The organism is Citrobacter sp. XY323, assembly GCF_025106035.1.
Classification (GTDB): domain Bacteria; phylum Pseudomonadota; class Gammaproteobacteria; order Enterobacterales; family Enterobacteriaceae; genus Citrobacter; species Citrobacter braakii.
Window position 1 is genome coordinate 1 of the sequence record NZ_JANYUK010000013.1, and the last position, 13,870, is coordinate 13,870.

The following is a 13,870-nucleotide window of genomic DNA, read 5'->3' on the forward strand; positions in this document are numbered from 1 at the left end:
CACGTGACCACTGTGACCATACAGCAGGCCTTTGAGGCCTGTCAGACGAACAAAAACACCTGGCTGAAACGTAAAGCAGAACTGGCAGACCTTGAACGGGAATACCGTGAACAGCTCCTTGCCGGTGACGAACAAATCCCGCGCAGAATGCAGGATTTGCGCGACAATATCGACGTGAAAAAATGGGAGATTAATCAGGCCGCCGGTCGCTATATCCGCTCACATGAGGAGGTACAGCACATCAGCATCCGCAACCGGCTCCATGACTTTATGCAGCAGCACGGCGCGGAGCTGGCCGCCACGCTGGCGCCTGAGCTGATGGGATATCACGAACAAATTCCCGCAGTAAAACAGAGCGCCATGCAGCACTCGGTTGATTATCTGCGTGAAGCCCTGTCGGTGTGGCTGGCCGCAGGTGAAAAAATTAATTATTCCGCGCAGGACAGCGACATTTTAACGGCCATCGGATTCAGGCCTGATGCGGCCTCGCGGGATGATAATCGCCAGAAATTCACCCCGGCACAGAACCTGATTTACACCCGCCGACGTGCAGAACTGGCCGCACGGTAGCACGCGAAAAAATCCCCGAAAATTCCACTATTTTTCCCGAAAAAAGCCATGCATCCATAAGGTGCATGGTTTTGCATGCAAATCCCCGTATTTTATTTCCCCCCACCACGCCAGTACCGGCGCGGCCTGAGCCGGTTCATGCACCTGCATTAAAAGCGACCTCTTAAGCGGGCAGGCGTGGCGGGGAGAGCATTGCGCGCAACAGGGAGGGCTATTAAATTTTTTCTCTGGCTTGAAGAATGATAACCAAACCAGAGAGAGCATGCGCTTCATGGAGGTTGCATGAAGTAATTATTGAGATGCGCCTTCTTTTAAGGCGATGCTTTGTTCTAAAGCTTCTTTTATGCGTTTAACGCATTCTGTTAGTTCAATTATGGCTCCGCGTCGAAAAGAGCTCTTAATTCCTTTATGATGAGCACTTATGGCTGAATGTAACTTCTTAAGATGTGGTAGTTCAGCAGAAAGAAAATCTGCAAGGTTAGAGAAGTTATAGAGTGATGATAGATGGTTTGAAAACATCTGAATATCGCGAATGGACCAAGTTTTTTTTATTCCATTTATGATAAGGCTTACATCCAACGTTTCAAGTAGATTAAATTTAAATTTTGATTGGTAAATATCCATATCAATAGCACTCCAACCGCCATCATTCATTTTATTTTTCAGGTTTTTTATTTTCTCTTTCTTTATTATTTCACCGTATTTACTAAGGAAGTAATTGTGAAGATCATTTTCCTCTCTTCTTAATATATGTAGTGGGATATCATCTATATTGGGATTTGATTCTAGAAAATATGTTTTTATTTCATCGTCACTAAAGCTATTTTTGTTTTTTTCGATGATTTTGTTAGTTAATCCTTTTATTCGGGGGATGTATTTTGATTTTGAGAGTCTAAGGTAATTGTTTGTAGCAATTAGCCAAGTAGATAGTGTCGGTGATGAAGTTTTTAGTATTACCTTTTCAATTTCATCCAAATAATCATTTTCAGGTATATTATACCATTCCGGTTGTTTTAACGTGGCGTAATCACTTTTTTTTAAAGGCTCTTGTAAATTGAATGTATATGGAATGATATCTTTTTGAGATATCACATTAAAACAATATGGAATCATTAAATCATTATAAGTTCTGTAAGCTGTGATATTTAAAAGGTTACTCTCTTCTTTGCTTATTTTATCTGGATGATTCTCAGATGAAGTCGTAAGTGTTTTGAGAGAGGATGTGACATAATTATCATGGAAATCATTTTCTTGATATGAAAATTTCTCTTTTAGTATTATATGAGCACAAAGTGAAGTGACCAAATTTTTTATGTCTATATCAGAGATTTCTTGCCCAGATTCTTGTTTTTCAAAAAGAGGTATCAATTTTGAAATTACTCTATTAATAATTCGTAGATTTGTTTCTTCGAATCCCATAATAACTTGTGTGATTAAATGTCTATGTCTCTCGTCTAATGAGTCCAGCTTTTGCTCTAATATATCGGTAAGGTTGTTAATGGAGAAATATATTTCATCACTGACAACTTTTTCTTTATGACTTAATACCTCATTACTTTGCTTTGAAAAATTACCCACTAAAATAAAGTCTAATCGATTATCATTTTGATAACTTTGCAGGCAAAAAGTTGCTATTTCATCTCTCAAAGATTGAGGGATTCTTTCTAAATCGTCAATGACAAAAACCCCTGAAAGATCCTTGAGTACATAATCTCTCATCGCACCTGAAAAGGTTGATATAATTTGTTCCGTCAACTTTCCAGTGCTTTCTTCTTGGGTTAATGCTGATGCAGCACTTGAGGTTAAATCTCCAAGTTTTTTTATCTCAGAAGGATTTTTTAGATACGTTATGCTTAGCATCCTATCTTTGAAATCTTGTAAACTATTTAACCCAAGCACAGACAAATAAAAATGACTCGCATCTGAATAAAATTGTTTAAATTCAGTTTGAAGAAAATATGTTTTACCTACACCCCACTCCCCATTTATTAATATAAGACCATCACGTTTTTCTTTCAATATACGAATCAGAACAGAGGTTATGGTATCTTTGGTCATAAAACGCTCCTTTTAAAGCTCCATTATAAATTTTTTATTTTTGGATAAAGTAAGTCACTATACCACTGCAACATGTGTAATCTTCTCTCTAAATATTGAGCATGATTATAAGTACCTCTTATACTGTTTTTATCAACATGAGCTAATTGCATCTCAATCCATGCACTATCAAATCCATGTTCATGTAAGATGGTCGATAATGAATGTCTAAAACCGTGACCTGTAGCACGTCCTTTGTAACCAAGTAACTCAATCACTTGTGACACACTTTCTTTCGAGATTGGCTTACTACGGTTGTTCCTGCCAATAAAAATATAAGGGTAGTGGCCAGTAATAGGCTTGAGTTGCTTGAAGAGATCGATTACCTGAGTAGAAAGCGGCACGATGTGAGGCCTGCGCATTTTCATCCTTTCTGCTGGGATTTCCCATATACCTTTCTCAAGGTCTACCTCATCCCAAGTAGCAAAGCGCATCTCCTGCGTTCTTACACCAGTTAGCATGACTATCTTTGTAGCATTTTTAGTGATGATGCTACCGGTGTAGGCTTCGAGATCCCGAATAAAATGAGGCAATTCTTCGGCAGATAGAAATGGATGATGTTTTTGTTTAGGAACGGCCAGAGCGATGGCTAAATCAGGCGCAGGATTGTATTCAGCGCGGCCAGTTATGATTGCGTAGCGATAAACCTCACCGCACCTCTGACGCACCTTACGTGTTTTCTCTAGTGCCCCACGCTTCTCTATTCGTCGCAATACTTCAAGCAGTTCTAACGGTTTGATTTCACCGATAGGGCGTTTACCAATGAACGGGAACACATCTTGCTCAAATGTCTTAATGATTTCTTCGCGATAGGCCACTGTCCAGCGGTCAGCTTTGTTAGTGTGCCATTCTCGACATATGGTTTCGAATGAGTTCTCTGTTGAGAGTTGCTGTGCCAGTTTTTGGGCTTTACGTTCTCCCACTGGGTCTATGCCGTTTGCTACCTGCTTACGAGCGGTATCGCGTTTCTCACGTGCTTCTGCGAGGCTCACAAGGTTGTAGCTGCCAAATGACATTAGCCGTGCTTTACCGGCAAAACGAAAGCGGAAGCGCCAGCCCTTTGAGCCGTCTGGATTGATGAGTAATGACAGGCCTTGTCCATCGTTCAGTGTGTAGGGTTTGTTTTGGGGCTTTGCTCGTTTAATTTGTATATCTGTTAGTGGCATGTGTATAAGTCAAAAGTGTGTATAAAAAATCTATACACATCACTATACATATTTTTCATGGATTCAGGGAGAGCTTGTCGGACGGTTACGGATGAGTGATTTACTATATGCTTTGAAAATAAAGGATTTTTAGACTTTCTCGGATGGTGACGGAGGAATTTTGGCGGAAGATCACAGGAGTCGAACCTGCCCGGGAACGCTGGCGTCCCCAACTGGATTTGAAGTCCAGCCACCTCACCGGAGATGACGATCTTCCGCGCCTCGATTGCTACATGGAGGCGGGGCGCATTATAGCTACTTCCAAACGTTTCCACACCCCCTCACTCACTTTTTTAACTTCCGTTTCTCTATACCATGACCAGTTTCAAATAAATCCCCGCAAAATCCATTACTTACACTTAGACACATTTTTAGACGCTACGCTGATCACAGAAAACAAGAATCGTAATTTGATAACGAGATATCGGAATACCCGCGCTCACAGGGATGGTTTACAAGAACTGTAACCGGTATCAGGGCGTGTGAAAGTGCTAACAAGGATGCGTAATGAAAAGTGAAATTCTGTCTGTTAAAGAGAAGATTGGCTACGGAATGGGCGATGCGGCTAGCCACATTATCTTCGATAACGTCATGTTATATATGATGTTCTTCTATACCGATATTTTTGGTATCCCAGCCGGATTTGTCGGCACCATGTTCTTACTGGCCCGCGCGCTGGATGCCATCTCAGACCCTTGCATGGGGCTGCTGGCCGACCGTACCCGTTCGCGCTGGGGGAAATTCCGACCATGGGTGCTGTTTGGCGCACTTCCGTTTGGTCTGGTTTGCGTGCTGGCCTACAGCACGCCGGATCTCAGCCTGAACGGCAAAATGATTTATGCCGCAATCACCTACACGCTGCTGACCCTGCTTTATACCGTGGTCAATATTCCCTACTGCGCGCTGGGCGGCGTGATCACTAATGACCCAACGCAGCGTATCTCCCTGCAATCATGGCGCTTTGTGCTGGCGACGGCGGGCGGCATGCTCTCCACCGTGCTGATGATGCCGCTGGTGAATCTGATTGGTGGCGAGGATAAAGCGTTCGGCTTTCAAGGTGGGATTGCGGTGCTCTCCGTGGTGGCGTTCCTGATGCTGGCGTTCTGCTTCTTCACTACCAAAGAACGCGTGGAAGCGCCGCCGAGCACCACCTCTATGCGTGAAGACCTGCGCGACATCTGGCAAAACGACCAATGGCGCATCGTCGGCCTGCTGACCATCCTCAATATTCTGGCCGTCTGCGTTCGTGGCGGGGCGATGATGTATTACGTCACCTGGATTTTGGGTAAGCCGGAGGTGTTTGTCGCCTTTCTCACCGCCTATTGCGTCGGCAACCTGATCGGCTCTGCGCTGGCAAAACCGCTGACCGACTGGAAATGCAAAGTCAGCGTCTTCTGGTGGACCAACGCTGCGCTGGCGGTAGCGAGCCTGGCGATGTTCTTTGTGCCGATGCACGCCAGCATCACCATGTTTATCTTTATTTTTGTCATTGGTGTACTGCACCAGCTCGTTACGCCAATCCAGTGGGTAATGATGTCCGATACCGTTGATTACGGCGAATGGTGCAACGGTAAACGCCTGACGGGGATCAGCTTTGCGGGCACGTTGTTCGTGCTCAAGCTGGGTCTGGCGCTCGGCGGGGCGCTGATCGGCTGGATGCTGGCGGGCGGGGGCTACGACGCCGCCGCGAAAACCCAGAACAGCGCCACCATTAGCATCATCATCGCCCTGTTCACCATTGTCCCGGCGATTTGTTACCTGCTGAGTGCCGTGATTGCCAAACGCTTCTATACCCTGAAAACGCCGTATCTGACGGAAATTATGAGTCAGCTGGCTCAGGGCGCGCGCCGCAACCAGCAGGATTTCACGACGAAAGAATTACAGAACTAAGGAACTGACGATGAAAATTAGCGATGGAAACTGGCTGACCCAACCTGGCCTGAATTTAATACACCCAATTCAGGTGTTCGACGTTGAACAGCAGGGTAACGAGATGATTGTCTACGTTGCGCCGCGCGACGTGCGTGAACGTACCTGGCAACTGGATACCCCACTCTTCACCTTACGCTTTTTCTCGCCGCAGGAAGGTGTGGTGGGCGTACGTATGGAACACTTCCAGGGCGCGCTGGATACCGGCCCGCATTACCCGCTGAACGTGTTGCAGGACGTCAATGTTGAGATGCGAAACACCGCTGAATTTGCCGAACTGAAGAGCGGCAATCTGAGCGTTCGGGTGACCAAAGGTGAGTTCTGGTCGCTGGATTTCCTGCGTAATGGTGAACGTATTACCGGCAGTCAGCTAAAGAATAGCGGTTACGTGCAGGATACCCACAGCGGGCGTAACTATATGTTTGAGCGTCTGGATTTGGGCGTGGGGGAAACGGTGTACGGGCTGGGGGAGCGTTTTACCGCGTTGGTACGTAACGGCCAGACGGTGGAAACCTGGAACCGCGATGGCGGTACCAGTACCGAGCAGTCTTACAAGAACATCCCGTTTTATCTCACCAACCGCGGCTACGGCGTGCTGGTGAACCATCCGCAGTGCGTGTCGTTTGAAATCGGCTCTGAGAAAGTGTCGAAAGTGCAGTTCAGCGTTGAAAGCGAGTATCTGGAATATTTCGTCATCGACGGCCCAACGCCGAAGGCGGTGCTGGATCGCTATACCCGCTTTACCGGCCGTCCGGCGTTGCCGCCAGCCTGGTCGTTCGGTCTGTGGCTGACCACATCGTTCACCACCAATTATGATGAAGCGACGGTGAACAGCTTTATCGACGGTATGGCCGAGCGCAATCTGCCGCTGCACGTCTTTCACTTCGACTGTTTCTGGATGAAGGCCTTCCAGTGGTGCGACTTTGAGTGGGACCCGGTGACCTTCCCGGACCCGGAAGGTATGATCCGCCGCCTGAAAGAGAAAGGGCTAAAGGTGTGCGTATGGATAAACCCCTACATCGGTCAGAAATCCCCGCTATTCAATGAACTGAAAGCGAAAGGGTATCTGCTCAAGCGCCCGGACGGTTCCCTGTGGCAATGGGATAAATGGCAGCCGGGCCTGGCGATTTATGACTTCACTAATCCACAAGCCTGCGAGTGGTATGCCAACAAGCTGAAAGGTCTGGTGGATATCGGCGTTGACTGCTTCAAAACTGACTTTGGCGAACGCATCCCCACGGATGTGCAGTGGTTTGACGGTGCCGATCCGCAGAAAATGCACAACCATTATGCGTACATCTACAACGAACTGGTGTGGAACGTGCTGAAAGAAACCGTCGGTGAAGAAGAGGCGGTGCTGTTTGCTCGTTCGGCCTCCGTGGGCGCACAGCAGTTTCCGGTGCACTGGGGCGGCGACTGCTACGCCAACTATGAATCGATGGCGGAAAGCCTGCGCGGTGGCTTGTCTATTGGCCTGTCCGGCTTTGGCTTCTGGAGCCATGATATCGGCGGCTTTGAGAATACCGCTCCGGCGCACGTCTACAAGCGCTGGTGTGCGTTTGGGCTGCTCTCCAGCCACAGCCGCCTGCACGGCAGTAAATCCTACCGTGTGCCATGGGCGTACGATGACGAATCCTGTGATGTGGTGCGCTACTTCACCGAGCAGAAATGCCGCATGATGCCGTACCTGTATCGCGAAGCAGCGCGCGCTAATGCGCAAGGCACCCCGATGATGCGCGCGATGATGTTGGAGTTCCCGGACGATCCGGCGTGTGATTATCTCGACCGCCAGTACATGCTGGGCGATAGCGTGATGGTCGCGCCGGTGTTTAGCGAGGCGGGCGATGTGCAGTTCTATCTGCCGGAAGGACGCTGGACGCATCTGTGGCGTAATGATGAGGTGGCCGGCAGCCGCTGGCATAAGCAGCAGCATGACTTCCTGAGTCTGCCGGTTTATGTGCGTGACAATACCCTGCTGGCGCTGGGCAGCAATAACCAGAAGCCGGACTACGCCTGGCATGAAGGAACCGCGTTCCAGCTGTTCCATCTGCAAGAGGGGCGGGAAGCACTCTGTGAAGTTCCGGCTGCTGACGGCTCGGTTATCTTCACGCTGAAGGCGGTGCGCACGGGTAATACCATCACCGTGCAAGGTAGTGGAGATGCGCGTAACTGGACGCTGTGCCTGCGTAATATTCCACAGGTTAGCGGTGTGAAGGGCGGTTCATCTGCGGGCAGCGAGTGGGGAACGGTTGTCACGCCGGATGAAGATGTGCTGACGATAGCCCTGTAAGCGAATCTGTACTTGGGCCGGATGGCGATGCATTGCGTCTTATCCGGCCTACGCTGCGAGCAGCGTTCCAGATCTGAAAATCAAAAACATCCCGACTTAAATTTTTACCTCACCATATTTGCGAGCGCTATCACTCTAATTCCCGCGAAAAATGTGATCTGCGCCGTAAATATCTCACTATTTCCTCTTTTTGTCTTATTTCTGTCCGGAATACAGGACACGATTTAGTATTGTTGGCGCATCGTAGTCCTCTTATATTTATCATCACGGATTACACGTGGAGCATAAACGCTTCTTTATAACCTAAATAATTCGAGTTGCAGGAAGGCGGCGACGCAGCGAATCCCCTGAGCGTACATAAGTACGTGACAGGGGTGAGCGAGGAAAGCCAACGCACATGCAGCTTGAAGTATGACGGGTATAGATATTTAATCTGGTATGTAATAAGGGTAAATAATGCAAATGATTACCTCGCGACAAAACAGATTATTAAAGTTTCTTCTGTCCCGGAAGGAATATGTTACGCTGCTAAAAATTGCCGAATATTTATCTGTTTCAGAGAAGACCGTCCAGCGCGATCTGCGGTTACTGGAACAATGGTTATCGGAATGGAAAATATCCATCGATAAACGTGCCGGTGCGGGCGTGATATTAAGTGCCGATAACATTACTGACCTTTTATATCTGGATCAGTTATTAGGGTCGGAGGGTGATGATGCTGACGGCATGATGAATAATTCACGGCGGGTTAAGATAGCCTCGCAATTATTAAGTGAAACGCCGCATGAAACATCGATCAATAAATTATCCGAACGTTATTTTATTAGTAGTGCATCGATTGTTAACGATCTGAAAGTAATTGAATCGTGGATTACCCCGCTGGGCCTGTCGCTGATTCGCAGCCAGAGCGGCACACACATTGAAGGCAGCGAGAGCGGCGTGCGCCAGGCGATGGCGTCGCTGATTAACGGTGTGATTAACCATAATGAACCTGGAAGCGTGATTTATTCACGACTTGATCCGGGCAGTTATAAAGCGTTAGTGCATTACTTTGGCGAAGAAGACGTTTTATTTGTCCAGACGCTGTTGCAGGAAATGGAGAACGATCTGTGCTGGTCGCTGGGAGAGCCTTATTACGTCAATATCTTTACCCATATTCTGATCATGATGTACCGCATTACGCGGGGCAATGCGCTACCGAGAAAAGAAGAAAGCATCAAGTCATGTGATGAGAACATCTTTTCCATTGCCAGTCGCATGATTCAGCATATCGAAAAACGCATTGCCCACCCGCTGCCGGAAGACGAAGTCTGGTTTATTTATCAATATATTATCTCCTCCGGTATGGTGATTGAAGAGCATAACGATGTGAGCGTGATTGGCCATATGCACTCCAGCGACGAAGCACGCTTGATTACCCATCGGCTGATTGCCACCTTCGCCGAAATGGTTGACTGCGATCTTAGCCAGGACACTGCGCTGTATGACGGATTGCTGATCCATATTAAGCCGCTGATTAACCGCCTGAACTACCAGATCCGCATTCGTAATCCGCTGCTGGAGGACATTAAAGGCGAGTTGCAGGACGTCTGGCGTCTGACTCAGTGCGCGGTGAATCGGGTGTTTAGCGGCTGGGGCGAGCGGGCCGTGTCGGATGATGAGGTGGGATATTTAACCGTGCATTTTCAGGCCGCGATGGAGCGTCAGATAGCGCGTAAACGTGTGCTGCTGGTTTGCTCAACCGGTATCGGCACCTCTCACTTACTCAAAAGCCGCATTCTGCGCGCCTTTCCGGACTGGACCATCGTCGGCGTGGTGTCGGCAGGCAGCTTGCCCTCCGTCCTGACGGACGATATTGAACTGGTGGTATCGACGATCAATTTACCTGCCGTTGCCATGCCGGTCGTGTATGTCACCGCCTTCTTCAATGATGCGGATATTAAGCGGGTAACAGAAACGGTTATTACGGAAAAATTACATCGGGCGACGTCGCTGGTCGTTGAAAATTAATGTCATGAACTCCATGAGGTATGATTTATGGACATCACGAAAATACTCAATACAAATCGCGTTATTTTGGACATGAAGGCCACAAACAAAACGGAGGTTATTGAGGAACTGACGGATATTCTGCAAAAAGATGGGGCAATTAGCTGTCGGGAAACGTTTATTCAGGATGTCTGGCAGCGTGAATCAGAAGGCTCGACCGGATTCGAAAATCATATTGCGATTCCGCACGGGAAATCCTCGGCGGTGGTCAATACCACGCTGGCGATTGGGCGTACCCGCCAGGATATTCCCTGGGAAACCCTGGACGGCAGCAACGTGCGCTGCATCATTCTGTTTGCCGTACGCCTTGAAGATCAAAACACTACCCATATTCGTCTGCTTTCGCAGGTTGCTGGCGCGTTGGCGGATGACGACATTATTGAACAACTGTTAGTCGAAAGCAGTCCACAGAAAATTATTGAGCTTTTTAGCCAATATGCTGAATCCAATGTCTGCTAAATAAAACGTGGAGCATGTTATGAATATTGTTTGTGTTGCCGCCTGTACGGCGGGTATTGCGCACACCTATATTGCCCGTGAGAAGTTAATTAAAGGTGCTAAAGCGCTTGGTCATAATATAAGAGTAGAAACCCAGGGGACTATCGGCACGGAAAACGAACTGCTGACAGAGGACATTTCTGCTGCTGATGTCGTGATTCTCGCTGTGGATGTAAAAATAAAAGGGGAGGAACGATTTTTAAATAAACGTATTGTGCGAGTAAAAACTGAAATCGTCATAAAATCGCCCATTCAGTTTCTTGAAAAGGTCGAAAAATCATTAGTTAATAATAACCAGTAGCGATCCCCATTCTGGAGGGATTTCACATGAGTGAAAATAAAATTCCGCTATCTCAGGAAATAAAAAGACATTTATTAACGGGGATTTCGTGGATGATCCCGTTAATTGTTGCCGCCGGGATCTGTATTGCTCTCGGGCAAATACTTGGCGGCACTGACGTGGGTGAAAAAACAGGAACCATACCCTGGATGCTCAACCAGATTGGCGGCTGGGGGATGGGGTTAATCGTACCGCTGATTAGTGCGGCGATTGCGTACTCCATTGCTGACCGCCCCGGATTCGCACCGGGTCTGATTGTCGGCTTTGTCTGCGGTGAAATTCATACCGGTTTTATCGGCGGGATGCTGGGCGGTTTTCTGGTCGGTTATACCGTCCTGCTGCTCAAGCGCTATATCCGTTTGCCGCAGTCGATGCAGGGGTTGATGCCCATCATGGTGCTGCCGGTACTGAGTACCGTCATTGGCGGCCTGTTGATGATGACGCTCATTGGCAAACCGATAGCCTGGCTGCAGGACGCGTTGATTCATCTGCTGGAGTCCATGCAGGGCGGGTCACGCTTTTTAATGGGGGCCATCCTTGGCGCAATGGCGACGTTCGACTTTGGCGGGCCGGTGAATAAAACCATGTCGCTATTTGCTGACGGCATGTTGGTCAGCGGCGTGTACGGTCCGGAAGCGGTGAAGTTTGTCGGTTCGATAATCCCTCCGTTCGGCATTACGCTCTCCTTTTTGCTGACGCGTCACAAGTACACCCGTGCGGAGCGCGAGGCGCTGAAAGCGGCATTCCCGATGGGGATCTGCATGATTACCGAAGGGGTCATTCCCATTGCGGCGCGCGACCTGCTGCGCGTGGTGGGGTCCTGCGTAGTGGCCTCGGCGATAGCGGGCGGTCTGATTATGGTGTGGGGCGTCGAAAGCCCGGTACCGCACGGCGGCATGTTCGTGGTCCCGCTCTTTACGCATCCGCTACTGTTTTGCCTGGCGCTGGGGATCGGCACGGTGATTTGCGGCGTCATGCTGTCGTTGTGGAAGAAGCCGGTGACCGAACGTGACGAAGAGTTTGATGAACTTAGCGATCAAAAGCTGAAAGACGAAGAGATCACCTTCACCCTGGAATAACCGGAGGCCGTATGTTTGCCGATATGAAAAGCATGGTGACGAAAGCCTGGCGCGAGCAGTACGCGCTGCTGGCCATCAACTGTATGAATCTGGAAAGCGCCCGTGCGGCGGTGCGGGTGGCTGAGAAACACCGTGCGCCCATCATTCTGAATCTGTATCAGGGGCATCTGGGCCATTTTCCTGCACCGATAGCGGTGGCGGTCATCAAAACGCTGGCAGAGGAAGTGTCGGTACCGGTCGCGCTGGCGCTGGATCATGGAAAGGACCCAGTACGCATTCGCCAGGCTTTTCGCGCCGGATTCAGCGGGTTAATGATCGACGCCTCTGCCTTTGCGCTGGAGGAGAACATTCGCCAGACCCGGGCGGTGGTTGAGCTCGCGACCAGCGTTTCTCTGTGCGTGGAAGGTGAGCTGGGGCATCTGGCCGACGCCCCGCGCTATGATCACGCAGCTAACGCTGATTTGATGACCCAGGCCGCCGATGTGGAGCCCTTTATCCAACAGACCGGTATCGATTTACTGGCGGTCTCGGTCGGCACGGCACATGGCATGTACGCGCCCGGTGTCATACCCGCCATTGATTTCCAGCGACTGGAGGAAATTGCCCGTTTATCAACGGTGCCGCTGGCGCTGCATGGCGGCAGCGGGACGCCGTTTGACCAGCTACAGCGCTGCCCGACGTTTGGCGTCGCCAAGATAAACGTTGGCGCGGCGGTTTTCGAAGCCGGAAAGGCTGCGCTGCTGCATACCCTGTGTCGCGACACATCCGGTGAACTCGTTGATGCCCTGGCCCTGATGGAGCAGGCCTGCGAGGAAGCCATTATTCCGTACCTGCAGGCCAGCGGCGCTATCGACAAAGCCTGATTCATTTTCTGTAACGCCTTCTATGCCTCTGCGACGACGCACTGGCAGGGCTTTCTACACCCTGAAACTGGAGAATTAACATGTTAGTTTCGATGAAAGAATTACTGCAACCTACCCGTCAGCACGGTTTCGCCATCGGCGCATTCAACGTGGCGGACAGCTGCTTTGTACGTGCAGTAGTGGAAGAAGCGGAAGCAACCAATACCCCGGCGATTATCTCCATTCACCCCAGCGAACATGATTTTGTAGGCGATGCGTTTTTTAGCTACGTCCGTGATATCACTCTGCGCAGCCCGGTTCCCTTTGCTCTGCATCTGGACCACGGCGCTTCGGTCGAGCATGTCCTGCGGGCGATTCAGTGTGGGTTTACCTCGGTGATGATTGATGGCTCGCTGTTGCCGTATGAAGAGAACGTGGCGCTGACCCGCGAAGTGGTCAAGCTGGCGCATGCGGTAGGCGTTTCGGTGGAAGGGGAACTGGGTACGATTGGTCAAACCGGGACGTCAGTGGAAGGCGGCGTATCGAAGGTCACTTATACCGATCCTGATCAGGCACAGGATTTTATCGCCCGTACTGGCGCGGATACGCTGGCGGTGGCGATTGGAACTGCACACGGTATCTACCCGAAAGGGATGCAGCCAGAGCTGCAAATGAACATCCTGCGCGACATCGCCGGGCGAGTGGACATTCCGCTGGTGCTGCACGGAGGTTCCGCGAACCCGGATGCGGAAATTGCCGAATCCGTTACGCTGGGCGTTGGCAAAATCAACATTTCCAGCGATATGAAATACGCTTACTTCCAGAAAGTCCGCGAAATCCTGGCGAAAGAAACCTGGTGGGACCCGAACATTATTTACCCGGAAGCCATTAGCGCCGCGCGGGATGTGATCCGTCACAAAATGAAACTGTTCGGCTCAACCGGCAAAGCGTCACTTTACTAACCGCATACA

11 protein-coding genes and 1 tRNA gene are annotated in these 13,870 nt (G+C 49.5%); 9 read left to right on the forward strand and 3 right to left on the reverse strand.

All coding sequences use genetic code 11. The features are described from left to right. Positions 1–3: 3 nt before the first annotated feature. On the forward strand, positions 4–570 hold the full coding sequence (locus N0B36_RS17445; protein ID WP_250011040.1) for a phage polarity suppression protein: 567 nt from the start codon (positions 4–6) through the stop codon (positions 568–570). Between the two features lie 291 nt (positions 571–861). On the opposite strand, the gene N0B36_RS17450 is transcribed toward N0B36_RS17445, so the two are convergent. The 3 genes from N0B36_RS17450 to N0B36_RS17460 all read right to left on the reverse strand — a co-directional run bounded on the left by N0B36_RS17450 (position 862) and on the right by N0B36_RS17460 (position 4,089). Further along, positions 862–2,628, reverse strand: coding sequence for an ATP-binding protein (locus N0B36_RS17450; protein WP_259688683.1), 1,767 nt, complete (start codon positions 2,626–2,628; stop codon positions 862–864). A gap of 23 nt (positions 2,629–2,651) precedes the next feature. Beyond that, the gene (locus N0B36_RS17455; RefSeq protein ID WP_250010902.1) at positions 2,652–3,833 is read right to left on the reverse strand and encodes a phage integrase central domain-containing protein; all 1,182 of its coding nucleotides are present in this window, start codon (positions 3,831–3,833) and stop codon (positions 2,652–2,654) included. 161 nt (positions 3,834–3,994) lie between these two features. Then, positions 3,995–4,089 (reverse strand) — tRNA-Sec (locus N0B36_RS17460). 290 nt (positions 4,090–4,379) lie between these two features. On the opposite strand from N0B36_RS17460, the gene N0B36_RS17465 reads away from it, so the two are divergent. From N0B36_RS17465 to N0B36_RS17500, 8 genes are all read left to right on the forward strand, one after another. Continuing rightward, complete coding sequence (locus tag N0B36_RS17465; RefSeq protein ID WP_016155017.1) at positions 4,380–5,762, forward strand: glycoside-pentoside-hexuronide family transporter; 1,383 nt, start codon at positions 4,380–4,382, stop codon at positions 5,760–5,762. A 10-nt stretch (positions 5,763–5,772) separates the two neighbouring features. After that, positions 5,773–8,091: an alpha-xylosidase gene (yicI, locus tag N0B36_RS17470; RefSeq protein WP_151222216.1), complete on the forward strand. Its 2,319-nt coding sequence runs from the start codon at positions 5,773–5,775 to the stop codon at positions 8,089–8,091. Positions 8,092–8,547: 456 nt separating this feature from the next. Beyond that, on the forward strand, positions 8,548–10,101 hold the full coding sequence (locus tag N0B36_RS17475) for a transcription antiterminator (protein WP_259688684.1): 1,554 nt from the start codon (positions 8,548–8,550) through the stop codon (positions 10,099–10,101). A gap of 27 nt (positions 10,102–10,128) precedes the next feature. Beyond that, positions 10,129–10,599, forward strand: a complete 471-nt coding sequence (locus tag N0B36_RS17480) for a PTS sugar transporter subunit IIA (protein WP_003842172.1) — start codon at positions 10,129–10,131, stop codon at positions 10,597–10,599. A 19-nt stretch (positions 10,600–10,618) separates the two neighbouring features. Further along, on the forward strand, positions 10,619–10,939 hold the full coding sequence (locus tag N0B36_RS17485; RefSeq protein WP_016155014.1) for a PTS fructose transporter subunit IIB: 321 nt from the start codon (positions 10,619–10,621) through the stop codon (positions 10,937–10,939). A 26-nt stretch (positions 10,940–10,965) separates the two neighbouring features. Continuing rightward, complete coding sequence (locus N0B36_RS17490) at positions 10,966–12,057, forward strand: PTS fructose transporter subunit IIC (protein WP_259688686.1); 1,092 nt, start codon at positions 10,966–10,968, stop codon at positions 12,055–12,057. Positions 12,058–12,068: 11 nt separating this feature from the next. Beyond that, positions 12,069–12,920, forward strand: coding sequence for a class II fructose-bisphosphate aldolase (locus N0B36_RS17495; RefSeq protein WP_103928759.1), 852 nt, complete (start codon positions 12,069–12,071; stop codon positions 12,918–12,920). 80 nt (positions 12,921–13,000) lie between these two features. Further along, positions 13,001–13,861: a ketose-bisphosphate aldolase gene (locus N0B36_RS17500; protein WP_259688688.1), complete on the forward strand. Its 861-nt coding sequence runs from the start codon at positions 13,001–13,003 to the stop codon at positions 13,859–13,861. Positions 13,862–13,870 lie beyond the last annotated feature (9 nt).

What these genes read in the sequence shown, in the direction of transcription:
- N0B36_RS17450 (WP_259688683.1), bottom strand. Translation starts at nt 2,628, where the DNA reads ATGACCAAAGATACCATAACCTCTGTTCTGATTCGTATATTGAAAGAA.
- N0B36_RS17455 (WP_250010902.1), bottom strand. Translation starts at nt 3,833, where the DNA reads ATGCCACTAACAGATATACAAATTAAACGAGCAAAGCCCCAAAACAAA.
- N0B36_RS17465 (WP_016155017.1), top strand. Translation starts at nt 4,380, where the DNA reads ATGAAAAGTGAAATTCTGTCTGTTAAAGAGAAGATTGGCTACGGAATG.
- yicI (WP_151222216.1), top strand. Translation starts at nt 5,773, where the DNA reads ATGAAAATTAGCGATGGAAACTGGCTGACCCAACCTGGCCTGAATTTA.
- N0B36_RS17475 (WP_259688684.1), top strand. Translation starts at nt 8,548, where the DNA reads ATGCAAATGATTACCTCGCGACAAAACAGATTATTAAAGTTTCTTCTG.
- N0B36_RS17480 (WP_003842172.1), top strand. Translation starts at nt 10,129, where the DNA reads ATGGACATCACGAAAATACTCAATACAAATCGCGTTATTTTGGACATG.
- N0B36_RS17485 (WP_016155014.1), top strand. Translation starts at nt 10,619, where the DNA reads ATGAATATTGTTTGTGTTGCCGCCTGTACGGCGGGTATTGCGCACACC.
- N0B36_RS17490 (WP_259688686.1), top strand. Translation starts at nt 10,966, where the DNA reads ATGAGTGAAAATAAAATTCCGCTATCTCAGGAAATAAAAAGACATTTA.
- N0B36_RS17495 (WP_103928759.1), top strand. Translation starts at nt 12,069, where the DNA reads ATGTTTGCCGATATGAAAAGCATGGTGACGAAAGCCTGGCGCGAGCAG.
- N0B36_RS17500 (WP_259688688.1), top strand. Translation starts at nt 13,001, where the DNA reads ATGTTAGTTTCGATGAAAGAATTACTGCAACCTACCCGTCAGCACGGT.